Here is a 22,195-nt window from a genome sequence, read left to right as displayed (position 1 = left end):
TGGACGCCGCAAAGGGTAGTAAAACGCATCTGCACGTCTTGTTCGGGCGACATTAGCGCGTCGAGTTGAAAGCCAGGTCCACCTAGCGTTGGACTGGCGCAGATCCGCGCAAGAGAGGAGCGAGCATGAGCGACTGGGACTTTCTGCATGAGATGCACGAGCGCGGCTACAGCGCCGATGACATTGCGCTGGCGGCCGGCCTCGGGTACGCGCCGTGGGAAGAGATCTACCTCACAAGACAATGGATCGAGTGCGAGCTGCGGGACCAGACACCGGACCTGCCGAAGTCGCTGAAGCCGAGGGAGCCCTTCAAAAGCAGGGATGGCTTCCCGTTCTCAGTCATTGAACAGGCTGAAATTCTTCAGGATCTCGTCGACTGCGCCGAGCGCCACTTTAGGAACACGGGAAGGTATCTACAGATGTGGGGTGAGCTAGGTGAGATCTACGCTGAGGTCAGGTTTGGCTTGCGTCGGCATGGCACCCACCACGCAGGTTCCGACGGAACCATCGGCAGCAAGCTCGTCGAGGTTAAGACCATCTCGCCAGAGAAGGCAAGTGATCAGGTGATCGTTAAGAGCCAGGGGGCCTTCGAGCAGTTGTTGATCGTACGTATCAACGAAAACTTCGAGTTCACCGGCAAGCTCATCAATCGCAATGAGTTGGCGGATAGTGGTGGGCGGTTTCTTCGGGCACGTATGATGAGTCCTAACGGCCTTCGATGATCGGCAATGCATTGACTGGTTGAATCCGCTGCCTGGAATGGTGGTCGCACGCCTAAGATCCGGTGCATGAAGGACGCTGCGGAACTTGATCTTGAACGCATTGCCGGCAAGAACTAAAACTGTCTCACGGTTAGTTCAAGCTATCGGTGGCTTGCTGTAAGAACTGCCTCAGGCGAGCCTCCGAAAGGGCGCCGTTGTATGCAGGAATTGTTGGATACATGGCAATCAACGCAGCCTGCTTAATTGGTTCGCCCAGTGGTGGATTCGCGTTACCACGATGGCCGGCCCCTGAATGAGCATTGAATCGCCCCGGATTTCCTAGACAGTCCTGAGCCGTTGGTGGACTGCCCCTGGTCGGGTAGAAATCCTGTCCCTATCCTTTGAGCATAGGACGGCAGTCCAAGGTACCTACGAAGTCTTCTCCGACGCTCAGCTTGGCTTCCGCCTCTCAGAGCTTGCCCCAGGCGGCGTTGGCAGGTGAGCGCGAGTGGCTGCGGGGACCGTTGTCGCGAGACGTTAGTTATCGCTTGATGGTGAGCGGAGAAATGGGCCCACGCGAAATTGGAAAGCTGATCAGGCTTTTGGAGGCGCAGAAGGCTGTACTAGATGACGATGAGCTGTAGGTAGTTCCTAGCCGGACTGACCCGCTTCCGCCCAAGCCAGCGCGTGGCCTTCCCAAGGTGTGGGCGGCATGAGCTAGCGTCTTCCGCTTGAAGCCGCAAGGAGGCGCCCTGAACTCCTCGCGGATCAATACATGCTGGTCCGTGTCACACGGCGTCGGGCATTTGCTGCTTTGAAGGCTTCACTGTCCGCTGCGACGCGGGCGTCAGTGCGAAAGCTGCTCTTACACACCATACAAGTGAATGCGCCCTTGCTGTCGTGATGTAGACGAGCAAGACGCTTATCGTTGTCGTGACACGGCTGGCAATAGGGCTCCTCAATGCTTGCATCGCCGTCCCTGGGTAGCCAGTAGCAGGGTTGCTTCCAAACTAACGCAGCACGTTGCTTGGCCGCGCTTTCGAGGGAACGGATTTGTTCCTTTGCTGCGAGAAGCTCTTCTTGGACTCCAGCTGCTTCGAGTCTGACATCAGCCAAGGTGGAAATCAGGTCAGCCAGCTTTAGTTTGACTTCGGCCTGCTCAAGAGTGGAGCCGCTGTCTTTGATTGCCTTCGCCAACTCGGAGGCTGTCTTGACGCCGCCGATGAGAGCCGTGATTGCCGCAATGTCCATGTGCGCATTGGAGCACAAGCGCCCTCGCCGCTGGCTTCTTGATCCAAGTTCGAACGAGGGCGCTGTACGTCCTACTCTCGATTGATGATGTCGATCTGGGCTTCGATCTCTCCTCGGACGTCACTCGCCTTGCCCTGGAAATTCACAGTACCGTTCTTGAAGACGTTCACAATGAGTCCATCCGGGAACGTGATCTTCACAGTTCCGATTGCAGTCGCTGGGGATGGTGTCGCTTTGGGATACGAGTTCGCGATGTGCTTGATCAGGCGATCTGGGTCGCCACAAGTGCTTGCCATGGTCCCTCCTCTAGGTTGGCTGTTGGATGCTACTCAATTGACGGGGTCTGCGTGCTAGGTTTTTGCGTGAGACATTCGCCGGCGTTGGGCTCCCTCGCGCATCTTTACCAGCAGCGCAGTCTCGATGACGGCTCCGCTCTCAAATGTACGTCTCGTGCACACAAGTGCTTACGGTGGAAGCGAGCATCAGCTCAGCGTTTTGGCTGGTTCGTTCGGTGCGAAGCGCGCTCAGGAGCGAGGAGCTTCGGTCAGAAGTCGAGCCTCGCGGGCGGCGGCTGTGGGGCTGCTGCGGTCGAGGGGTGTCATAGGACGCAGAAGCGACCATCGAATCAGCTAAGGAGCTGTCGGCCGCAGAGGTCACGGTGACGAGAAGGTGTTGTGTGGTGGGGAGATGGTGAGGTGGGAACTCGGCAGCTCACCGGATCGGCCATGGAGCCGACAAAAAAATGCCCCGACACCTTGCGATGTTGGGGGGGCAATGATGCTGGCGTCCCGACGTGGCTATTTCCCCGGCGGGAGATACCGAGCCTTCAGCACGATCTTGGCGACGCGGTGTGCGATGTGAGAGCACCGCAGGATGTCCGACGTGCCGTAGATGATCTTGAAGTACTCGCCGCTGGGATTGCGAACGATGTGCTCGACGCGGTAGTACCAAGTCTGCGAGGGTTGAGACCTGCCATACACCTCGTCGTCCACGACGATCGTGGCCGTATCGGGGTCTACGCAGTAGCGCGGGTCGTTCGACGACACGCGGTGCGCCCGGTACTGGGCTTCGGCGGCCAACCGCGATTGCGCGAGGACTTCCCGCTCCTTCTCCTTCACCTCGGGCATCCTGCGGTATCCGACGATGAGATACGGTACGACCACGATGACCGGTGCCAGGCAGATCAGGACGATGATGAGGTCGACGGTCATGGGGGACGCGAGGATCAATCGGCGTGTGCAGCGAGGCGGGATGGAGACGGCCGGTCGCCACAAAGAAAAAGCCCCACTCGCTTTCGCGAATGGGGCTTCAATTTTGGCTCCTCGACCTGGGCTCGACCAACGAATCGCGTCGACGGTCTACTGGCTCAGTTTCAGTATGAGGCGGAATAACTAATCGCTTTCATGGCGAGGCGGACGGTGTGGCTCTTCAAAGGTAAGAACTTCGGCCGAATGCAGCCAGAGCGCCGTCGTCATCTGGCTTGAGGACGACAAAGCTGCGCGACGGTCTGACACTCCCGCCCAAGATTGACACCTGCGGAGGCACTATGCGCGCGAGACACTTTCTTTTGCCTGTGGTTTCAGGATGTCTCGGGGGCTGTGCCAATCTCAATTCGATCTACCGTTCGCTCGACGTCGCCGGATCAAGCGGACAGGCAGTCGCGCTCGATATTAAGCAAAGAGCAATTTTTTCTGCGCCTCGGAAGGCCGAGCTGGCTGATGGAACCAAAACGGAGGCGATCGTCGTCTGTGCTGAACCGAGTCCGGATGCGCTCTCCGCGTACGCGGCCTCTGGAGGGCTCGGCACAGCGCGTGCATCGGGAGCGCCGGTGCAAGCTGGGTTCGCTTCGGCAGAGGCGGCCGGTTCTGTAGGCCTGCGGACGCAATCCATTCAACTGCTACGGGATGGCTTGTTCTCCAACTGCATTTCTTACATGAGCGGAGCGCTAAAGCCGAACGAGTTCTATCAGTTGCAGCGTCGTAGTCAGAACTTCACTCTGGGTTTGCTTGCGATTGAGCAACTCACAGGCGTGGTTAAGGCAGACCAAGTGGCGCTCAACACGGCTGCGGCGACGGCCACCGGTAGCGACAACACAGATAAGGAGGCGGCATCGCTCGACGAAGCGAAGAAGGAGCAGAACGATGCCCTGAAGGCCTACGAGAAGGGAAAGCTTGACCTCGCGGCCGCACGCAAGGCGGTGATTGATCAGGAGGCTAAGGTTGCCAGCGCGCAGACGATTGTCTCGAACCCCGCGAAAGACGCTACGGATGCCGCTAAGAAGTCGGCGCAGGACTCACTAGATAGCGAAAAATCGACGCTTGCGACGAAGCAGCGAGAGCTGGAGGTCCTGAAGATTGACGTCGATGCATTGGCTCGGTCCAGCACGAATGCGGACGCGAAGGTGGCTGCTGCGCAATCATCTCTATTGATGGCCCAGAGCAGGGTGAGAGCGTCTGCTGCAGGCACTGCGTCGATTGCCAAGGCGGGTGGGGCCGCAGGCATCGTTACCGATCATGTTTCAAATGCCGTTGTCTTAATCGTCAATGCAGTTCTCGCGGAGAGTGGAAAAGGGGAGCAGTGCAACGACGCGATCGCTAGATTGCCCTTCTTGCCACCTGATCAGCGCGCAGCTTCAGTCGCGCTGTCCTGTCCTGCCAACGAGGCCGCAGCCATCGGAGTGCTTGTGCAGACTACGGATCCCACGGAGGCAAGTGCGAACTCGAAGATCATCCAGAAGGCGCTCCGCGACGCGGAACCTTTGCGGCGGCCAACCTCTCCTTTGGGTTCAAAGCCAGTGTCTGGGTCTGGCACTCAGCTGCCACCTGCTGCACCACCTGCTGCACCACCTGCTGCACCACCTGCGTCAGCCCCGAATTAACCGACCAAGGGAAGGCCGCGACTCTCACAGGTCCAGTCGACCCAAAGAAAAAGCCCCACTCGCTTGCACGAATGGGGCTTCAATTTTGGCTCCTCGACCTGGGCTCGAACCAGGGACCTACGGATTAACAGTCCGGCGCTCTACCGACTGAGCTATCGAGGAAAAGTCTGCTCAGATCCAATCGATCTGAATTCTTGGGCCAGCGTCTTCGGTCGGACACCGGCTGAAAAAGAACGAAGGTCCGAGGACCTTCGTTGTCTGATCTTGGCTCCCCGACCTGGGCTCGAACCAGGGACCTACGGATTAACAGTCCGGCGCTCTACCGACTGAGCTATCGGGGATCAGAGCCTAAGAGTATACACAGAAAAATCAGACCCTCACAAGACCCACTCCACCGACGCCCGCCATGTGCGATTGGCGAGCGGGTACAGGTAGACGTGTCCGTATTGGTAGGGCGACTCGCGCCACGCACGACGGTCCGTCACGTTGTCCACGCCCACTCGCCAGATCAGCAGTTGCCGTCCGACGTTCTGCTCGTAACGCGCGCCCAGGTCCAGTCGCGTCCAGCTCGGGATCGCCACCGAGTTGTCCGGCACCACCATGCGCTTGCCTTCGTAGACCACGCCCGCCTGCAGCTCCAGCCCGGGGATGCCCGCGCTGTGCCGCGCCTGCAGCTTCAGCACCGTCTCCGGCACGTTCGTCGGCTTCAGGCCGTTGAGCGTCGCGTCCGCGCTGCCGTCGCGGCGCGCGTGCAGCTTCATGCCGCTCACCATCAGGCCGCCGCCCGACCACTTCAGGTCGGCCTGGGCTTCCACGCCACGATGGTTCTGCTTGCCGTCGATGCGGCTCTCGAGTCTGTCCTCGCCGCCCACCACGACCGGCACATCGTTCGTCGCCGGCTTGCTGATGTCGAAGTAGTTGATCGACCAGTCCACCGTGCGGCTGCCCGACTTCAGACCGATCTCCCATTGCTTGCTGCGGATCGCCGCCAGCGGCCGGCCCGCGTTCACGTAGATCGGCAGATTGGGCGCGACCGCCGATTCGACGCCTTCGCCCCAGCTCGCATACGCCAGCAGTTGCGGATCGATCGCGTAGCTCACGCCGAGCCACGGTGTCGTGACCGACTGGCGATAGCTCGTCGCTTCGTCGCTCTCGCCGGTGGGCACGTTCACCTTGAACGACTCGCGATCCAGACGCGTGTGCCGCACACCCAGCCAGCCCTGCCATTGCGCGCTGAACTGCATCGCGTCGCGGAAGTAGAACTCGGTGCTGCGTTCGGTGCGGTCGGTGTTGGTGGAGCCCAGCGTCGGATCGGCCACCGTGGGCAGCGTGCCGTCGATGTTGCCGGTGCCCGCCCAGTTGTAGGCCTGACCCTGCAGCCGACTCTTGTAGCGCGAGAACAGCACGCCCGTCGACACCTGGTGCTCGATGCCGAGGAAGTTCAGCTTCCCTTGCGCCGACAGGTCGAGTGCATCGCTGTTGCGATGCTCGTTGTCGCTGCGGAAGTCGTATTGATCGAAGGTGCCGTCGGGGCAGTAGGTGCTCGGGTAATACGTGCCGTCGCCTGCGGTGCAGCCGAACGGATAGGCGAGGCGGTCATCGTTCACCAGGCGCTGGATCGCCGCGTGCGCCTGCAGCTTCCAGTCCGCGCTCAGCTGATGCTGCACGCGCAGCGAAGCGGTGCGGCCCTCGAAGACCACCGGCTGGCTCCACGACTGGTTGTTCAGGTTGATGCGCGGGTCGATGGACTTCGCATCGGGCAGCTTGTCGCCGAGCAGGCTGAAGCCGGGCTGGCTCGGCTGGGACTGGCGGCTGATCTCGACTTCCGCCTCGACCAGCGTGTCGCGCGTGACGCGCCAGTCGCCGGCGACGGCCATCATCCAGCGGTTGCCGTCGGCATCGCGCAGCTCAGGGCGCAGCTTGGCGGCCTCGATGTTGACGCGCAGGCCGAAGGCCTTGTCGTTGCCGTGACCGTCGCCGAAGCGGTGGCTCCAGTCCATCGCGGACTCGATGGTGCCGCGCTCGCTGACGCCCAGGCGCACGCTGGTGAGCTCCACCGTCGGGCGCTTCACGACGAGGTTGACCAGGCCGCCCGGAGCGCTCGTGCCGGCCTGGATTCCGGTCGTTCCCTTGATGACTTCGAGGCTGCTCTTGTTGGCCAGCGACAGCGCGGTCTCGGCGTTGATCGGCAGGCCGTCGCGGCGGTAGTTGAAGCGGTTGTCGAGGTCGTAGCCGCGGATCTTCAGATAGGAGACGTAGCCCGCCGAGTTGTACGAGTCGCCCACGCTCGCATCGAGCAGCGTGAGTCCGGCGATGCTGAACAGGCCGCGATCGGTGAGCTGCTCGGCGGTGACGATGCTCGCCTGGATCGGGAGCTTGGCGACGGGCGTGTCGCCGAAGCCGCCGGCCATGACGGGCGCTTCCGACGTGCCCTTGACCACGACGCTGGGCAGGGCGGGGGAGGTGGCCTGCGCGCTGCTCGACGTGTTGGCCGACGCAGTGGCGGGCGCGGCGGCCGACGTCGTCGACTGCGCACCGGCATGGACCGAGACGCCGCCGGCGATCAGCGCGATCGCGAGCCGATGCAGCGGGAAGGAATTCAGAGCGGACGAAGTTGCCATCGATGTGCCGAAGCCAGAAATGCGATGGCAGGTCGGCAAACCGGACACGCCGATGAGAAGGCGGCGTGCGGGACACGAGGCGTGTCGAAGGCATGCTTCCCTGCGCGAGGATTACCTCTGCCGCCCGAGGGCGGCATCGAAGTCCACCGTTGCCGGTGGCTTCAGAACAGGTTCAAAGGGACTTTCTCAGCCGCGCCGTCGACGGATCGATGGCGCAGCACCCCTAGCGAAACTCGCCGGACGGGCCGGCGAGTGGTGCTGATTCTAGTCGAGCATCACTGCCCGCATCGACGGCCAGGCCTGTCGCGCGCCGAGGACCGTTCCCGTTTGTCCGCCGCCCATGCAGTTCACGCCGCCGCCGTGCAGCTTCGTCTCCTGACGCTCGCAAGCGACCGGGTCGATGACGACACTGACTCCATCGACACAGCCAACGCCTTCAGGAGATCGACATGAACGCCACCCGCCTCAGCATCACTTCCGCCACCAGCACCACCGTCAAGGCTGTCGCCTTCGGTGCCATCGCGGCGCTGGCCCTGGGTCTGGGGATCGCTCATGCACAAGGGCAACGCGAAATGCGTTCCTCGATCATCACGCTGGATCCGGTGGTCATCACCGTGAAGCGCGAGCAGCTGCCCACGGTCTACATCACCGGCCGTCGCAGCGCCGACGCGGTCGACACGCAAGTCGCCTCGGCCGAGTGAACGTCCCAGGTCGCGCTGTATCGGTGGAGCGATCCACGGACTGACGCCCTTCGGTTCGCTCTCATGCAAGACGCCCGGCTCATGCCGGGCGTCTTGCTTTGTGCCGGCCGCGACGAGCGGCCAACGAGGACTGCGAATCTCGCGGGCCATCGATTGTTGCGAGCCTCACAACGAGGCATTGCGACGCGGCCCGTTTATCCAGACGAAGCTCGCGCCTAACCTTCAGTCATCGGCAAACGAAGCCGGCCCAAGACCCCAGACACCCCGATCCAACGCTCTCTCAAAGGAAACCATCATGACCGCCAAGACCCTGATCGCTACCGCCCTGATCGCCCTGTCCGCCGCGGCCGTACCGGCCTTCGCGCAGAGCTACAGCCACCTCGATCCGATCACGCAGAGTCAGAAGAGCCGCGCAGAAGTGCTGGCCGATCTGGAGATTTATCGCGAGTCCGGCCTGGCTGCTGTCGACCGCACCGAAGACACGTCGCTGGAGCTGAACCAGCGCGCCAAGGCGGAAGCCCGCTACGCAGAACTCAAGGCCTCGCCGAAGTACGCTGCCCTGGTTCAACGCTTTGCTGCCAAGGAAGGCAAGGGCGCCGTCACGGAAGGCGTTTCCGCGCGCTGAGCCCCGATCCAGCCTCCCCGCAGCGCCGCCCGGACGCAGGTCCCGGCGGCGTTTCTCATTGAAAGCGCCGGATGGCGCTTTCCGTTTGTCTGTCGCAGATGCAGTTCACGCCGCCGACGTGCAGCTTCGTCTCCTGACGCTCGCAAGCGAGCGGATCGATGACGACACTGACTCCATCGACACAGCAAACGTCTTCAGGAGATCGACATGAACGCCACCCGCCTCAGCATCACTTCCGCCACCAGCACCACCGTCAAGGCCGTCGCCTTCGGTGCCATCGCGGCGCTGGCCCTGGGTCTCGGGATCGCTCATGCACAAGGGCAGCGCGAGATGCGCGCCTCGATCGTCACGCTGGATCCGGTGGTCATCACCGTGAAGCGCGAGCAACTGCCCACGGTCTACATCACTGGCCGCCGCAGCGCCGACGCGGTCGACACGCAAGTCGCCTCGGCCGAGTGAACGTCCCAGGTCGCGCTGTATCGGTGGAGCGATCCACGGACTGACGACTTCGGTTCGCTCCCATGCAAGACGCCCGGCTCATGCCGGGCGTCTTGCTTTGTGCGGAGCGCGTGGCGCTCTTCAGCAGGGACGCGCGTCGAGGTTCGCGCGCTTGCGCGGCTGAGGGCGAGCGATTGTTGCGGCGATCACAACGGCCCATTGCGACGCCGCCCGTTTATCCAAACGGGGCGCGCACCTAACCTTCAGTCATCGGCAAACGAAGCCGGCCCAAGACCCCAGACACCCCGATCCAACGCTCTCTCAAAGGAAACCATCATGACCGCCAAGACCCTGATCGCTACCGCCCTGATCGCCCTGTCCGCTGCCGCCGTACCGGCCTTCGCGCAGAGCTACAGCCACCTCGACCCCATCACGCAGAGCCAGAAGAGCCGCGCCGAAGTGCTGGCCGACCTGGAGATCTACCGCGAGTCCGGCCTGGCCGCCGCGGACCGCACGGAAGACTTCACGCTGAACGCGAGCCAACGCGCCAAGGCAGAAGCCCGCTACGCCGAGCTGAAGGCTTCGCCGAAGTACGCCGCGCTGGTGCAGCGCTTCGCTGCGAAGGAAGGCAAGGGCGCCGTCACCGAAGGCGTGTCCGCTCGCTGAGCCTTGAATCAACCCGCACAGCGCCGCCAGAACGCAGGTCCTGGCGGCGTTTTCCGTTGAGGACCGCTGGGAACCGCTCCCGCTTGTCCGCCGCAGATGCAGCTCACGCCGCCGCCGCGCAGCTTCGTCTCCTGACGCTCGCAAGCGACGGGGTCGATGACGACACTGACTCCATCGACACAGCAAACCGCCTCAGGAGAACGACATGACCACCACCCGCTTCCACATCGCTTCCGCCACCGAAACCACCGTCAAGGCCGTCCTCTTCGGCGCCGTGACCGCCGTGGTGCTGGGCCTGGGCATCGCCCACGCCGAAGGTCAGCGCGAGATGCGCGCTTCGATCGTCACGCTGGATCCGGTGGTGATCACCGCCAAGCGCGAGCAACTGCCCACCGTCTACATCACCGGCCGCCGCGACACGTCGACCGACGCGGTCCAGGTCGCTTCGGCCCAGTAAGCCCTGACGGTTGCGCTGTATCGATGGAGCGAGGCTCCGGCTGAAACCGCCTCTGCCGCTCCCGCTCCCCTCAACGCCCGGCCCGTGCCGGGTGTTGTGCTTCCAGGCCCGGCTGCGCGCGTTGCGCACCACGCCTGACGCCGCGCTCCGAGGCGCTTCGCTCCGGACGCTTCCGCTTCGCCCCCTTCGACTTCACACCCCGCGACTGGATGTCTGATGAAGACATCCGAGCCGAATGCGGCTCCAGCAATCCTGCCGCCGTTGCCGACCCCGCGCACTCGAGTCGCGCGTGTCTGGCCGTGCGAGCGTTCAATGGGGTGAGAGTCATGAGTGCCAGGATCGATCGGCCATCGTCGCCGTCCTTGTCCTCCACCGGCATGCAGCCGGTTTCCGCCGATGTCGGCCAATCCTCGCCGACACCGAGAGCGCCGACAGGCGCCCTGGCCGGTCTGCAGTCCCGGGATTCCACGCGGCTTTCCTCGTCTTCGGCGCCGCGGGCCGCCCTGCCGGCGAAAGCCCCGGAAAAGACCGCCGCGGGGCATGCGGAATCGTTCGCCCGCCTGGGACCGTCGCACATCGCCAAGATGACGAGCGCGCAGGAGGCGGGCATCTATCAACGATTCGGCCAGCAACTGCAGGGCGCCATTCCCGACACCGTACCGGTCGCCCAGGCGGCGCAACTGCAGGGCGTGTCGGCGGATCAATCCGCCGCCTTGCAACGGCTGAACGCCAAGGCGGCCCAGACCGGGCAGCAGGTCGTGATCATGGCGGCGGTCGGGGGCAACATCCCCAAGGAGGACAAGCGCGAACTCGACATCAAGATCGGCGCCAGCACGGCCTCGCGCACGGAGTTGGAGGATGCGGGCGCGAGCAGCGGGGCCGCGCGTCTCAAGAAGGCCAAGATGACGGTCGCCGACCTGGCGCGCGGTTCGCGTTCCCTCGTCGGGGAGGATCGGGGATACAGCCTGACCGGTCGCACCGTGCACGGCGACAACCCCGATCCCTCCCGGTTCTCGGCGGGTCGCGCCAGCAACCCGAACATCCAGGAGATGCTGAACGTTCCGGAGGGGAAGGGGCCCGAGGTCGCCGGCCACCTGCTCACGCAGCTGGAAGGCATCAGGACCAAGATGCAGGCAACGGACGTCACCTTCGTGGCCAGCAGCATCCTGATCGCCATCGACGAGAAGAATCCGCAGAACTCAGTCGCCAAGCTGATCGACCTCGCCCATCCCGTGGAAAAAGGGGTCGGGTCTGCCGACTACGAGAAGCTGGACAAGCAGTTCGACCACGGGCTCTCCCAACTGATCCAACTGGTGAAGCAGTCCGCCACACCCGCCGCCACACCCGCCACAACCACCACGCCGGCCGCCTCCACCACCCCTGCCACCCCTGGCGTTTGAGCACGTCGGGGCGCCGGCGCCGACGTCCGCGCAGGCCGATAATTCCGGCCGCCATGGACGTTTCCCGAGCCCCTCTGTCGCTGCGCTTCGGCCCCTACGCCTTCGATGAGGCGGATGCGCGGCTGCTGGCCGATGGCCAGCCGGTGGCGCTGGCGCCCAAGGCCTTCGGCGTGCTCGCGGAACTGCTGCGCAACGCCGGCCAGCTGGTGACCAAGGACGCCTTGCTCGATGCCGTCTGGGGGCATCGGTACGTCAGCGAATCGGTCCTCAAGACGACGATCAGCGAGCTGCGCGCCGCGCTCGGCGACGACGCGAAGAGCCCGCGCTGGGTGGAGACCGCTTCGCGCCGCGGGTATCGCTTCATCGGCCCGATCGCGGGCCCCGGGAGTGGCGAGCCAAAGGGCGCGCAGAAGGGAGAGCAGAACGGCGATCGGCAAGGCGAGGTCGACGGTGGAGATGACCGCGAAGGCGCGACGTCGACGGCCGCGTCCTCCAGCCTCATCGGCCGCGACGCCGAACTCGCCAAGCTTCACGCCGCCTGGGCGCGCGCTTCGGGCGGCCAACGCCAGCTGTGCTGCGTCGCCGGCGAGGCCGGCATCGGCAAGACCGCGATGGTCGACGCCTTCGTCGCCACGCTCGGCGATGTGGCCACGGCGCACGGCCAGTGCATCGAGCAGGTCGGCGAGGGCGAGCCCTACCTGCCCGTGCTGGATGCGCTCGCCGGCCTGGCGCGGACGGAGCCCTCGCTCATCGCGCTGTTGCGTCGCGTCGCGCCCACCTGGCTGCTGCAGCTGCCCTGGCTCATCGACCGCGACGAGCAGGAGCGGCTGCAGGCCGGCCTCGCGAATTCGACCCAGGACCGCATGCTGCGCGAGTTCTCGGAGCTCGTGGAACAGCTCACCGCCGTGCGTCCGCTGCTGCTCGTCACCGAGGACCTGCACTGGTGCGACGAGGCGACCGTCCGTCTGATCGACCACGTCGCGCGCCGCCGGCCGCCCGCGCGGCTGATGTGGATCGCGACCTATCGGACGCCCGAGCTCGTGGCCCACGAGCATCCGCTCAACGGCCTACGCCACGAACTGCGCGCCCGCAAGCTCTGCGAGGAATTGCTCCTCGATCCGTTCAGCGAGGCGGAACTGGCCGTCTACCTCGCGCGTCATCGACCGGGCCTGGTCGCCGACGAGGCGCACGTGCGGCGCCTGCACCGGCAGACCGACGGACTGCCGCTGTTCGTCGCCAATGCGATCGATGAGCTCGCCGCCTCGACCGGCGAGGCGGTGTCCTCCGACGACTGGGCCGTGCCGGACTCGCTGGCCGGCGTGATCGAGCGTCAGCGCGCCCGCCTCGCGCCGGAAGCGGCCACGCTGCTGGAGGCGGCCGCGGTCTGCGGTGTCGAGTTCGAGTGCTCGACCGTCGCCGCGATGCTGGGCCTCGATGTCGCGGTCGTCGCCGCGCATTGCGACGAACTGGTCCGTCGGCAGGCGTGGCTGGCCCCGTCCGTGCTGGAGACGCTCGCCGACGGCACGCTGGAGGCGCGCTTCGCCTTCCGTCACGCGCTGTACCGGCAGGCGCTCTATCAACGGATCGCACCGTCCGTGCGGGTCGGTCTGCATCGGCGCGCCGCGGCCGCGCTCTCGCAGCTGCATGCCGACCGCATCGGCGTCTTCGCCGCCGCGCTCGCGCTGCACCATGAGCGAGGGCTGGAGGCGCTCGCCGCCATGGGCGCCTACGCCGCCGCGGCCGAGCGGGCGCTTGGGCGCTTCGCGCCGCGCGAGGGGTTGCTGCTCGCCACGCGCGGGCTGGCCTTGCTCGAACGCTGCCCCGACGGCGAGCCGCGCCGCGTGGCCGAACTGGCGCTGCAGCAACTGCGCGGCGCGTCGCTCGCCCAGTCCACGGGCGTGACGACGCCCGAGGGCCGCGACGCCTACCTCCGCTGCGCGGCGCTTTGCGAGATGCTGCCGCCGACCCGGCCGCGCGCCTGGGTCATGACGGGGCTGGTCTGGATGTTCATCGCCAGCGGCGAGTACCGCCAGGCCGAGGCGATCGCGCTGCGGCTGCGCGCCGCGGCCGATGCCTTCGACGACGACCTGCTGCGCGCGGCGGGCGCCGTGTCGTTGGCGGTCACGCTGCTGCAGCGCGGTCGCCTCCGCGAAGTCCTGCCGCTGGCGCGCGAGGCGCGCGCGCTCACCGAGGCCCTGGGGCATCCGCGCCTGCCGCCCATGGTCCTCCACGACCCGACCGCGCTGGCGCTCGGCGTCGGGGCCGTTGCGCATGCCTGCGTCGGCGAGGGCGAGATCACCCGCCAGTGGGCCGATGCCGCCGTCGCCCGTGCCGAGAAGATCGGACTGCCGTTGATGCTCGGCTTCACGGCGCGTTGCGCCAGCAGCGTCGACGTGCGCTTCGGTTGCGCGGAGGCGGTGATGGTGCGCACGTTGCGGATGCGCGAGCTGGTGCGTGAGCATCAGCTCGGGCAGGGCGAAGGTCCGAGCCTGGCGATGCTGGGCTGGGCCCGCGCGTGCACCGGCGACGCGGTGACGGGGTTGCGAGAGGTGGAGGCCGGCTGCGTGGCCCATGCGGCGACCGGTGCGTGGTTCGAGGCCTCGGGGCTGCGCCGGATGGCCGTCGATGCGGCGCTGGCCGCCGGCGACCTGGGCGCGGCGCGGCGCCACCTGGCGGACGGCTTCGAGATGGCCGAGCGGCTGGGCGAGACCCTGCATCTGCCCGACCTGTGGGTGTCGAGCGCCCTGTTGGCGGCCCGGGAGGGCGATGGCGCCGGCGCGCGCACGGCGGCCGAGACTTCGGCTCGCATCTCGCGGGAGCAGGGCGCGCTGACGGCGGAACTCGTCGCCAGGCTGACGCTCTGCGAGCTGCCCGACGCGACGGCCGCGGACCTCGCCGCCCTGCGTGAGGTGCGCTCGCGTTGGCGGGACGCGCAGCCGTGGGCCGTGCTCGCGCGTGTCGATGCGCTGATCTCGTCCGGCCGCTGATCGCTCGCCCGGAGTGCACCTGACCTGAGTCGTGCCGGGCCGGTGTCGGGGCTGCCCCGGCCCTGCCGTGTCGACGCGCGTCCCGACCGTTTCCAGACCGTTCCCCGACCGTTCCCCGACCGTTCCCGAACGACTTCTCCGACCGTCGTCCCTACGCTTCAGTCCATGGTCGCCGCGCCTTTCGCGCCGACCGTGACGACCTGGAGAGAAGACGATGTCCCCCTGCCTTCGACGCTTTGCTCGCCCCGCGCTGGTCTCGGCCGTGGCGCTCGCGCTGGCCGCCTGCGCCGCGTTGCCCGACGTTGCGCCGCTCACCACCCCGCGGCCGATCGACAGCTACGCGGCGACGCAGACGCTCGCCGCTGCCCGTGCCGACTGGCCGTCCGACGCCTGGTGGCGCGGCTACGGGGACGCGCAGCTCGACCAGCTGATCGACGAGGCGCTCGTCGGCTCGCCGTCGATCGCCGCCGCCCAGGCGCGTCTGGCGCGAGCGGAGGCCACGGTGTCCACCTCGCGCGCGGCCGACCGGCCGCAGCTGCGCGCCAACGCCTCGATCAACGAGCAGAAGCAGAGCTATGAGTACCTGACGCCGCGCGCCGCCGTGCCCGAGGGCTGGAAGGACTACGGCCGCGCCACGCTGGACTTCTCCTGGGACCTCGACTTCTGGGGCCGCAACCGGGCGGCGCTGGCGGCGGCGCTGTCCGATGCCGAGGCCGCCAAGGTCGATGCGGCCCAGGCGCGGCTGATGCTGGCCGCCTCGATCGCCTCGGGTTACGCCGAGTTCGCCCGGCTCTGGGCCGTGCAGGACACCGCCGAGGCCGCGCTGGCCGTGCGCGAGAAGACCGTCGCGCTGTTCCGCATGCGTCGCGAGAACGGATTGGAGACGCTCGGCAGCGTGCGCCAGGTCGAGGCCCGGCGCGCGATGGCCGAGGCCGATCTGCTGTCGGCGCGCGAGCAGCTCGCGCTGCAGCGGCATCGCCTGGCGGCGCTCGCCGGCGCCGGACCGGACCGGGGGCTGGCGCTCGCCCGTCCGCATCTGGACATCGCCCGCGAGTTCGGCCTGCCGGAACACCTGCCCGCCCAGTTGCTGGGTCGCCGGCCCGACATCGTCGCGGCCCGTCTGCGCGTCGAGGCCGCGCTCGGACGCGTCGATGCCGCCAAGGCGGCGTTCTACCCGGACGTGAACCTCACCGCCTTCGCCGGCATGCAGTCGCTCGGCCTGTCCAAGCTGACCGATGGCGGCGCCTTCATCGGCAGCATCGGCCCGGCGATCTCGCTGCCGATCTTCGATGGCGGCCGGCTGCGCGGTCAGTTCCGCGGCGCGCGCGCCGACGTCGATGCCGCCGTCGCCAGCTACGACCAGGCCGTCGTGCAGGCGCTGCAGGAAGTGGCCGACATTGCCGCCAGCACCCGCGCGCTCGGTGGTGAGCTCACGAGCACCGACGCCGGCGTCGACGCCGCGCGCGAGGCCTGGGAGATCCAGCAGCGCCGCTATACCGGCGGCCTGTCCACCTACCTGGAAGTGCTCACCGCCGAGGACGCGTGGCTGTCCAACCGCCGCGCGCAGACCGACCTGCGCTCGCGTGCCTTCACGCTCGACGTGGCGCTGAAGCGCGCCCTCGGCGGCTATTCCAGCAGCTGACGCGGCCCCGCTTTGGGCGCCCCGCGTCGTTGCAAATCCTCGCCATAGCTGGGCTATGGCTCCGGTTTGCGCCTAGCGGTGCATCCCAAATCGGAGCCTCGTCAGCCGCTGGAACCGAGGCGAATTTTCCAGACAAACCCGATAAAGAAAGCGAGTCCCATCATGTCCGAAGCCGTCATCGATGCCCAGCCGCATCAGCCTCCACATCAGCCTCCACATCAGCCGCAGCATCTGCATGCCGTCGACCAGGCGGACTCCGCCGCACCCGCCGCGCCGGCCGCGCCGGCCCGTCCGGAGACTCGCCGGAAGCTGTTCACCTTGCTTGCGCTGACGGTCGTCGCCGCGGCGGTGGGCGTCTTCGCCTACGAGCATTTCTTCGCGTCGCGCTACGTCAGCACCGACAACGCCTACACCGCGGCCGAGACCGCGCAGGTCACGCCCTTCGTCGGCGGCATCGTGCGGGAAGTGCGCGTCTCCGACACGCAGGCCGTGAAGCGCGGCGACGTGCTGGTCGTGCTCGACGATGTCGACGCTCGCCTGGCGCTGGACCAGGCCGAGGCCGAACTCGGCCGTGCCCAGCGCCGCGTGCGCGGTTACGTCGCCAACGACGCGAGCCTGGCGGCCCAGGTCGCGGCGCGTGATTCCGATCGCATCCGTGCCGAGGCGCAGCTCGCTTCCGCCGCCGCGGACCTCGACCGCGCCCGCGTCGACCTGCAGCGGCGCGAGGCACTGGCCGATTCGGGCTCCGTCTCCGCGGACGAGATCACCCGCGCCCGCAACGCGTTCCAGACCGCCAGTGCCGCGCTCGCCGCAGCCAAGGCGTCCGCCGCGCAGACCTCGGCCAACCGTGTCGCGGCTGTCGGCCAGCGCGAGGCGAATGCCACGCTGATCGCCGGGGCCAGCGAAGACACGAACCCCGAGGTCGCGCTCGCCCGCGCCCGGCGCGACCAGGCCCGCGTCAACCTCGAGCGCATGGTCATCCGCGCGCCGGTGGACGGCGTCGTCGCCCGGCGCGCCGTGCAACTCGGCCAGCAGGTCGCGGCGGGGACGCCGCTGCTCGGCATCGTCCCGATCGGGCAGGTGCACGTCGATGCCAACTTCAAGGAAGGACAGCTCGACAAGGTCCGCATCGGCCAGCGCGTCGAGATCGAGTCCGATCTCTACGGCCGCTCGGTCGTCTATCACGGCACGGTGCAGGGTCTGTCCGGCGGCACCGGCTCGGCCTTCGCCGCGATTCCGGCGCAGAACGCGACCGGCAACTGGATCAAGGTCGTGCAGCGCGTGCCGGTGCGCATCGCGCTGGATCCGCGCGAACTCGCTGAGCGCCCGTTGCAGGTCGGCCTGTCGATGAGCGCCACCGTCGACACGCGCGCCGAGTGAGCCGCAGCCCAGGAGTCGCGCCATGACCGCCGCCGTCCATCCCGCCAACGCCAGCGCCAACGACCGCCCCCTCGAGGGCGGGCAGTTGTGGCTCGCCGCCATCGTCCTGGCCGCCGCGAACTTCATCGCGGTGCTGGACATGACGATCGCCAACGTCTCCGTCCCCGACATCGCCGGCAGCCTCGGCATCAGCGCGAGCCAGGGCACCTGGGTCATCACCTCGTACGCCGTCGCCGAGGCCTGCATCGTGCCGCTCACCGGCTGGATCGCGGGCCGCTTCGGCGCGGTGCGCGTGTTCTCGACGGCGATGGTGCTGTTCGGGCTGTGCTCGGCGCTGTGCGGGCTCTCGCCGACGCTCGGGCTGCTGGTCACCGGCCGCGTGCTGCAGGGCCTGTCGGGCGGCTCGCTGATGCCGCTGTCGCAGACCCTCTTGCTGCGCGTGTTCCCGAAGGAGAAGGCCGGCAGCGCGATGGCGCTGTGGGCGATGACGACGCTGGTCGCGCCCATCCTCGGACCGATCCTGGGCGGCTGGCTCTGCGACGCGTTCTCGTGGCCGCTGATCTTCTTCATCAACGTGCCGATCGCGCTCGCCGTCGCGCCGATCGCGGCGCGGCTGCTGCGCCGCTACGAGACCCCGCTCGAACGCAAGCCGATCGACCGCGTCGGGCTGCTGCTGCTGATCGTCTTCGTCGGCGCGCTGCAGCTGATGCTGGACCTGGGCAAGGAGAAGGACTGGTTCGAGTCCACCGAGATCATCGCGCTGGCGGTGGTCGCCGCGGTCGGTTTCGTCGCCTTCCTGATCTGGGAGCTGACCGAGCCCTATCCGATCGTCGACCTGCGGGTGTTCCGCCACCGCGGCTTCGCCGTCGGCGTGCTGACGATCGCGTTGGGGTTCGGCGCGATGTTCGGCGCCAACGTGCTCACGCCGCTGTGGCTGCAGAGCTTCATGGGCTACACGTCCACGTGGGCCGGTCTGGCGACGGCGTGGTCCGGCGTGCTGGCGGTCGCGGCGGCGCCGATCGCCGGCAAGCTCGCGGGCAAGATGGATCCGCGTCCGCTGGTGTTCTTCGGATTGGCCTGGCTGGGCGGCGTGATGATGCTGCGCACGGTGGGCACGACGCAGATGGGCTACTGGCAGATCGCCATCCCGCTGCTGCTGATGGGCGTCGGCATGCCGTTCTTCTTCGTGCCGCTCACGGCGCTGTCGCTGGGCAGCGTCGAGCCGCACGAGACCGCGTCCGCGGCCGGACTGCAGAACTTCATGCGCACGCTGGCCGGCGCGGTCGCGACCTCGCTGGTCACCACGGGCTGGGAGAACCGCACGACGGCGATCCATGCCGACCTCGTGGGCTCGCTGGACCGGTCGGGGGAGGTGATGCGCTCGCTCACCGGGTTGGGACTGGCGCCGGATGCGCGCAACGCGACGCTCGACAACCTGCTCACGGGCCAGAGCGTGATGCTCGCGACGAACCAGATCTTCTGGATCGTGGCGGCGCTGTTCGTGATCTCGGCCTTCGCGATCTGGCTCGCGCCGCGGCCCAGCCGCGCGGTGGCGATGAGCGAGGCCGGGCACTGAGCCCAGGAGCGCGGCCATGACCCTGACCCAGGACCCGCTGCATCCGGCCCGCCGGCATTACGTCCTCAAGCTGGATCGGCAGGCCGATCCGGCTCAGGGCCTGGTGAGCGGCCGGATCGAGAACTTGGCCACGGGGCGGGCGTTCGATTTCAACGATGCGGCGTCGTTGCTGGCGGGGTTGGCGCGGGAGTTGGTGGAGGACAAAACGGAGGTGTCGGCGCCTCCGCTGCGGAGGGACTGATCGAGAGAAATAGCCCGTTCGCATCCGCTGGGCGGGCCATTGCGGATCGACGTCACGCTGGAGAAGGGTGAGGCTCACATCGCCGCGGCCAGCAGCTTCGGATCCACCTTCTTGCCGAGCTTGTGCTTGTGTGCCGTCAGCTCCGCAAGGACCCCACGGATCCAGGCGAAAAGAAAAAGCCCGCCAGCTTTCGCCAGGCGGGCTTGTGTTCCGGAGCGCCCCATCGGAGCGCTTGATCAGAGGTCAATCGAAATTCGGTGTCTCGACGCCCAGCACCTTGTGCAGCTTCGGGCTGGTGGTCGTGTACTGCAGGTGGACGCGCTTGTCCGGGTTGATGATCGGCATCGCGCCGAACGCGGCCAGCGCGGCCTCGTGGAAGCCCGACAGGATCAGCTTCTTCTTGCCCGGGTAGGTGTTGATGTCACCCACCGCGAAGATGCCCGGCACGCTGGTCTGGAACTTCTCGGTGTCGACCTGGATCTGCTTCTTCTCCAGCGCCAGACCCCATTCGGCGATCGGGCCCAGCTTGGGCGACAGGCCGAAGAACACCAGCACCTGGTCCGCCGGCACGATGCGCGTCACGCCGTCCGCGCCCGTGACCTTCAGGCCCTTCAGCGAATCCTCGCCCTCGTCCAGGTCGCTGACCTGACCGACGATGAACTGCATCTCGTAGGCGTCGCACAGCTCCTTCATCTTGGCGACCGAGGCCGGCGCGGCACGGAAGCCGTCGCGACGGTGCACCAGGATCACGCTCTCCGCCTTGTGCGGATTGCCGTCGTCATTGGCCGCGCAGAAGTTCAGCGCCCAGTCCAGCGCCGAGTCGCCGCCGCCGATGATCACCAGGTTCTTGCCCGCGAATTGCGACGGGTTGCGCACGCGGTAATGGACCTGCGAGCCCTCGAACTTGTCGATGCCCTCGATCTTCAGCGTGCGGGGCTGGAACGAGCCCACGCCGCCCGCGATGAAGATGGTCTTGGTCAGGAACTGCGTGCCCTTGCTGGTCGCGACGAAGAAACGCCCGTCGTCCTGCTTCTCGACCGTCGTGACCTCCTGGCCCAGATGGAAGGTCGCGCCGAACGGCTCGATCTGCTTCATCAGGTTGTCGGTCAGCTCCTTGCCCGTCACCACCGGCAGCGCCGGGATGTCGTAGATCGGCTTGTCCGGGTACAGCTCGATGCATTGGCCGCCGGGATAGGCGAGCGAATCGATGATGTGGGCCTTGATCTCGAGCAGGCCCAGTTCGAACACCTGGAACAGGCCTACCGGGCCCGCGCCGACGATGACGGCATCGGTCTCGATCACGCCCGCGTGCGGGGCGGAGGTCGCTTCAGTCACTTGCGTTTCCATTCTTGTGTGGGGCGGCCGCCGGCAGGGTCCGACGCCGCGGGATGAGGGGATCGGTCAGCGGACCAGCTGATCGATCTTGCCCGTCTTGTCCTTCCACTCCTCGGCGTCCGGGAGCGGGGCCTTGCGCTTGGTGATGCTGGGCCACTTCTTCGCCAGGTCGGCGTTCAGCTTGATCATGATCTGCTGGTCGCCGGGCACGTCCTCCTCCGGCACGATCGCGTTCACCGGGCACTCCGGGATGCAGACCGCGCAGTCGATGCATTCATCGGGGTCGATGGTCAGGAAGTTCGGACCTTCGCGGAAGCAGTCGACGGGACAGACATCGACGCAATCGGTGTATTTGCAGCGAATGCAGGCTTCGGTGACGACGTGGGTCATGGCGGCTCTTCTAGTGGCGGGGCCGGCGGAGGGGCCCTCGAAAATCAGCGATCCCCTGGCTATGGGCGAGGTCGCGCTGACGGAAAACGGGAGATTTTAAACGTTCGGGGTTTGGACCAGGGATTCCGGCCCGCGCGGCTCAAGGTCTTGGCGTGAGGACGGCGTCGCGTAATCGCCCAGATCGGCGACCGGCAACCCGGCCAGCGGGGCCGCGCCCGCCCCGACGATCACCACCGTCGGCCGCCCCTTGTGCAGCATCGACGCCGCGCCCAGCGACGCCACCTCGTGCTCGCTGGACAGCGCATCGGCGCAGCCCGCCCGCGACACGACGCTCACCGGCGTCGCGGCCTCCCAGCCCGCGGCGAGCAGCCGGCGGGAGAGGGCGGCCAACTGCTGGCCAGCCATGTAGAACACCTCGGTGTCGGCGGACTTGCCGGCCTGGAGGTCCCCCTCGCGCGTCATCGCCGTGGTCAGCGCGACGCTGCGGCCCGCGCCGCGCCGCGTGAGCGGACGCCCGGTCTGCGCCGCGGCCGCGATCGCGGCCGTGACACCAGGGACGATCTCGTACGGAATGTCCGCTTCGGCCAGCGCCAGCAGTTCTTCCTCGAGGCGACCGAAGACGTTGGCATCGCCGCCCTTCAGGCGGACGACGGTGTCATGCGCCTTGGCCTCGCGGACCAGCGCGGCATTGATCGCCGTCTGCTTGGTGGAATGGCAGAAGCCGCGCTTGCCGACATCGAGCCACTTCGCCCGCGGCGCGAGGTCGCGCAGCGCCGGGTCGGTGAGCGCGTCGAAGAGCACGACGTCCGCCAGCGCGAGCGCCCGCGCGCCACGCAGCGTGATCAGGTCGGCGGCGCCGGGGCCGGCGCTGACGAAGAGGACACGTCCCATGGCGGTGGCTCCTGG

The 22,195-nt window shown here is 66.9% G+C and carries 21 protein-coding genes and 2 tRNA genes; 13 read left to right on the top strand and 10 right to left on the bottom strand.

The features are described from left to right. Positions 1-125 precede the first annotated feature (125 nt). Positions 126-722 (top strand): hypothetical protein, encoded by a 597-nt coding sequence (locus tag ACQ4L4_RS15130; RefSeq protein ID WP_431099764.1) that lies wholly within the window; start codon positions 126-128, stop codon positions 720-722. A gap of 747 nt (positions 723-1,469) precedes the next feature. Here ACQ4L4_RS15130 and ACQ4L4_RS15125 read toward each other — a convergent pair. The 3 genes from ACQ4L4_RS15125 to ACQ4L4_RS15115 form a co-directional block, all read right to left on the bottom strand. Beyond that, the gene (locus ACQ4L4_RS15125; protein WP_431099763.1) at positions 1,470-1,952 is read right to left on the bottom strand and encodes a hypothetical protein; all 483 of its coding nucleotides are present in this window, start codon (positions 1,950-1,952) and stop codon (positions 1,470-1,472) included. Positions 1,953-2,023: 71 nt separating this feature from the next. Then, positions 2,024-2,248, bottom strand: a complete 225-nt coding sequence (locus ACQ4L4_RS15120) for a hypothetical protein (protein ID WP_431099762.1) — start codon at positions 2,246-2,248, stop codon at positions 2,024-2,026. 501 nt (positions 2,249-2,749) lie between these two features. Continuing rightward, positions 2,750-3,163: a hypothetical protein gene (locus tag ACQ4L4_RS15115; RefSeq protein WP_431099761.1), complete on the bottom strand. Its 414-nt coding sequence runs from the start codon at positions 3,161-3,163 to the stop codon at positions 2,750-2,752. 335 nt (positions 3,164-3,498) lie between these two features. Between ACQ4L4_RS15115 and ACQ4L4_RS15110 the strand changes: the two genes are divergently transcribed. Next, a complete protein-coding gene (locus ACQ4L4_RS15110) occupies positions 3,499-4,830 on the top strand; it encodes a hypothetical protein (RefSeq protein ID WP_431099760.1) in 1,332 nt (443 codons plus the stop codon). Positions 4,831-4,916: 86 nt separating this feature from the next. Here ACQ4L4_RS15110 and ACQ4L4_RS15105 read toward each other — a convergent pair. The 3 genes from ACQ4L4_RS15105 to ACQ4L4_RS15095 form a co-directional block, all read right to left on the bottom strand. Continuing rightward, positions 4,917-4,992: transfer RNA gene (locus tag ACQ4L4_RS15105), tRNA-Asn, on the bottom strand. Between the two features lie 103 nt (positions 4,993-5,095). Beyond that, positions 5,096-5,171: transfer RNA gene (locus ACQ4L4_RS15100), tRNA-Asn, on the bottom strand. Positions 5,172-5,207: 36 nt separating this feature from the next. After that, positions 5,208-7,451, bottom strand: coding sequence for a TonB-dependent siderophore receptor (locus tag ACQ4L4_RS15095; RefSeq protein ID WP_431099759.1), 2,244 nt, complete (start codon positions 7,449-7,451; stop codon positions 5,208-5,210). 449 nt (positions 7,452-7,900) lie between these two features. Between ACQ4L4_RS15095 and ACQ4L4_RS15090 the strand changes: the two genes are divergently transcribed. From ACQ4L4_RS15090 to ACQ4L4_RS15040, 11 genes are all read left to right on the top strand, one after another. Then, positions 7,901-8,152, top strand: coding sequence for a hypothetical protein (locus ACQ4L4_RS15090; protein ID WP_431099758.1), 252 nt, complete (start codon positions 7,901-7,903; stop codon positions 8,150-8,152). 295 nt (positions 8,153-8,447) lie between these two features. Beyond that, positions 8,448-8,777 carry a DUF4148 domain-containing protein gene (locus ACQ4L4_RS15085; RefSeq protein ID WP_331614668.1) on the top strand — a complete coding sequence of 110 codons (330 nt, stop codon included), beginning with the start codon at positions 8,448-8,450 and terminating at the stop codon, positions 8,775-8,777. A 207-nt stretch (positions 8,778-8,984) separates the two neighbouring features. Next, positions 8,985-9,236, top strand: a complete 252-nt coding sequence (locus ACQ4L4_RS15080) for a hypothetical protein (RefSeq protein ID WP_331615332.1) — start codon at positions 8,985-8,987, stop codon at positions 9,234-9,236. Positions 9,237-9,551: 315 nt separating this feature from the next. Further along, complete coding sequence (locus ACQ4L4_RS15075; protein WP_431099757.1) at positions 9,552-9,881, top strand: DUF4148 domain-containing protein; 330 nt, start codon at positions 9,552-9,554, stop codon at positions 9,879-9,881. Positions 9,882-10,086: 205 nt separating this feature from the next. Next, positions 10,087-10,338 (top strand): hypothetical protein, encoded by a 252-nt coding sequence (locus ACQ4L4_RS15070; protein ID WP_431099756.1) that lies wholly within the window; start codon positions 10,087-10,089, stop codon positions 10,336-10,338. Between the two features lie 326 nt (positions 10,339-10,664). Further along, positions 10,665-11,738 (top strand): inositol polyphosphate kinase family protein, encoded by a 1,074-nt coding sequence (locus ACQ4L4_RS15065; protein WP_431099755.1) that lies wholly within the window; start codon positions 10,665-10,667, stop codon positions 11,736-11,738. A gap of 53 nt (positions 11,739-11,791) precedes the next feature. Beyond that, a complete protein-coding gene (locus ACQ4L4_RS15060; RefSeq protein WP_431099754.1) occupies positions 11,792-14,725 on the top strand; it encodes an ATP-binding protein in 2,934 nt (977 codons plus the stop codon). Positions 14,726-14,939: 214 nt separating this feature from the next. Further along, positions 14,940-16,367 (top strand): efflux transporter outer membrane subunit, encoded by a 1,428-nt coding sequence (locus ACQ4L4_RS15055; RefSeq protein WP_431099753.1) that lies wholly within the window; start codon positions 14,940-14,942, stop codon positions 16,365-16,367. Positions 16,368-16,529: 162 nt separating this feature from the next. Then, a complete protein-coding gene (locus ACQ4L4_RS15050; RefSeq protein ID WP_431099752.1) occupies positions 16,530-17,747 on the top strand; it encodes an HlyD family efflux transporter periplasmic adaptor subunit in 1,218 nt (405 codons plus the stop codon). Between the two features lie 22 nt (positions 17,748-17,769). Next, positions 17,770-19,323 carry a DHA2 family efflux MFS transporter permease subunit gene (locus tag ACQ4L4_RS15045; RefSeq protein ID WP_431099751.1) on the top strand — a complete coding sequence of 518 codons (1,554 nt, stop codon included), beginning with the start codon at positions 17,770-17,772 and terminating at the stop codon, positions 19,321-19,323. A 16-nt stretch (positions 19,324-19,339) separates the two neighbouring features. Further along, a complete protein-coding gene (locus ACQ4L4_RS15040; protein ID WP_431099750.1) occupies positions 19,340-19,564 on the top strand; it encodes a hypothetical protein in 225 nt (74 codons plus the stop codon). Between the two features lie 74 nt (positions 19,565-19,638). Here ACQ4L4_RS15040 and ACQ4L4_RS15035 read toward each other — a convergent pair whose 3' ends face one another. The 4 genes from ACQ4L4_RS15035 to cobA all read right to left on the bottom strand — a co-directional run bounded on the left by ACQ4L4_RS15035 (position 19,639) and on the right by cobA (position 22,180). After that, positions 19,639-19,788: a hypothetical protein gene (locus ACQ4L4_RS15035; protein WP_431099749.1), complete on the bottom strand. Its 150-nt coding sequence runs from the start codon at positions 19,786-19,788 to the stop codon at positions 19,639-19,641. A 19-nt stretch (positions 19,789-19,807) separates the two neighbouring features. After that, positions 19,808-20,911: an NAD(P)/FAD-dependent oxidoreductase gene (locus ACQ4L4_RS15030; protein WP_431099748.1), complete on the bottom strand. Its 1,104-nt coding sequence runs from the start codon at positions 20,909-20,911 to the stop codon at positions 19,808-19,810. A gap of 54 nt (positions 20,912-20,965) precedes the next feature. After that, on the bottom strand, positions 20,966-21,289 hold the full coding sequence (fdxA, locus tag ACQ4L4_RS15025; protein WP_297529664.1) for a ferredoxin FdxA: 324 nt from the start codon (positions 21,287-21,289) through the stop codon (positions 20,966-20,968). 96 nt (positions 21,290-21,385) lie between these two features. After that, the gene (gene cobA, locus ACQ4L4_RS15020; RefSeq protein WP_431099747.1) at positions 21,386-22,180 is read right to left on the bottom strand and encodes a uroporphyrinogen-III C-methyltransferase; all 795 of its coding nucleotides are present in this window, start codon (positions 22,178-22,180) and stop codon (positions 21,386-21,388) included. Positions 22,181-22,195: the final 15 nt, after the last annotated feature.

Origin of the sequence: Roseateles noduli (assembly GCF_050626985.1) — a bacterium.
Taxonomy (GTDB): domain Bacteria; phylum Pseudomonadota; class Gammaproteobacteria; order Burkholderiales; family Burkholderiaceae_C; genus Roseateles; species Roseateles noduli_A.
The sequence above is the reverse complement of the archived record's forward strand: the minus strand, read 5'-3'. Positions and strand labels throughout refer to the sequence as shown.

Coding starts and splice junctions, on each gene's coding strand:
- fdxA (WP_297529664.1), bottom strand. CDS start 21,289: ATGACCCACGTCGTCACCGAAGCCTGCATTCGCTGCAAATACACCGAT.
- ACQ4L4_RS15080 (WP_331615332.1), top strand. CDS start 8,985: ATGAACGCCACCCGCCTCAGCATCACTTCCGCCACCAGCACCACCGTC.
- ACQ4L4_RS15070 (WP_431099756.1), top strand. CDS start 10,087: ATGACCACCACCCGCTTCCACATCGCTTCCGCCACCGAAACCACCGTC.
- ACQ4L4_RS15110 (WP_431099760.1), top strand. CDS start 3,499: ATGCGCGCGAGACACTTTCTTTTGCCTGTGGTTTCAGGATGTCTCGGG.
- ACQ4L4_RS15030 (WP_431099748.1), bottom strand. CDS start 20,911: ATGGAAACGCAAGTGACTGAAGCGACCTCCGCCCCGCACGCGGGCGTG.
- ACQ4L4_RS15075 (WP_431099757.1), top strand. CDS start 9,552: ATGACCGCCAAGACCCTGATCGCTACCGCCCTGATCGCCCTGTCCGCT.
- ACQ4L4_RS15115 (WP_431099761.1), bottom strand. CDS start 3,163: ATGACCGTCGACCTCATCATCGTCCTGATCTGCCTGGCACCGGTCATC.
- ACQ4L4_RS15065 (WP_431099755.1), top strand. CDS start 10,665: ATGAGTGCCAGGATCGATCGGCCATCGTCGCCGTCCTTGTCCTCCACC.
- ACQ4L4_RS15085 (WP_331614668.1), top strand. CDS start 8,448: ATGACCGCCAAGACCCTGATCGCTACCGCCCTGATCGCCCTGTCCGCC.
- ACQ4L4_RS15055 (WP_431099753.1), top strand. CDS start 14,940: ATGTCCCCCTGCCTTCGACGCTTTGCTCGCCCCGCGCTGGTCTCGGCC.
- ACQ4L4_RS15090 (WP_431099758.1), top strand. CDS start 7,901: ATGAACGCCACCCGCCTCAGCATCACTTCCGCCACCAGCACCACCGTC.
- ACQ4L4_RS15120 (WP_431099762.1), bottom strand. CDS start 2,248: ATGGCAAGCACTTGTGGCGACCCAGATCGCCTGATCAAGCACATCGCG.
- ACQ4L4_RS15060 (WP_431099754.1), top strand. CDS start 11,792: ATGGACGTTTCCCGAGCCCCTCTGTCGCTGCGCTTCGGCCCCTACGCC.
- ACQ4L4_RS15130 (WP_431099764.1), top strand. CDS start 126: ATGAGCGACTGGGACTTTCTGCATGAGATGCACGAGCGCGGCTACAGC.
- cobA (WP_431099747.1), bottom strand. CDS start 22,180: ATGGGACGTGTCCTCTTCGTCAGCGCCGGCCCCGGCGCCGCCGACCTG.
- ACQ4L4_RS15040 (WP_431099750.1), top strand. CDS start 19,340: ATGACCCTGACCCAGGACCCGCTGCATCCGGCCCGCCGGCATTACGTC.
- ACQ4L4_RS15125 (WP_431099763.1), bottom strand. CDS start 1,952: ATGGACATTGCGGCAATCACGGCTCTCATCGGCGGCGTCAAGACAGCC.
- ACQ4L4_RS15050 (WP_431099752.1), top strand. CDS start 16,530: ATGTCCGAAGCCGTCATCGATGCCCAGCCGCATCAGCCTCCACATCAG.
- ACQ4L4_RS15045 (WP_431099751.1), top strand. CDS start 17,770: ATGACCGCCGCCGTCCATCCCGCCAACGCCAGCGCCAACGACCGCCCC.
- ACQ4L4_RS15095 (WP_431099759.1), bottom strand. CDS start 7,451: ATGGCAACTTCGTCCGCTCTGAATTCCTTCCCGCTGCATCGGCTCGCG.
- ACQ4L4_RS15035 (WP_431099749.1), bottom strand. CDS start 19,788: ATGGGGCGCTCCGGAACACAAGCCCGCCTGGCGAAAGCTGGCGGGCTT.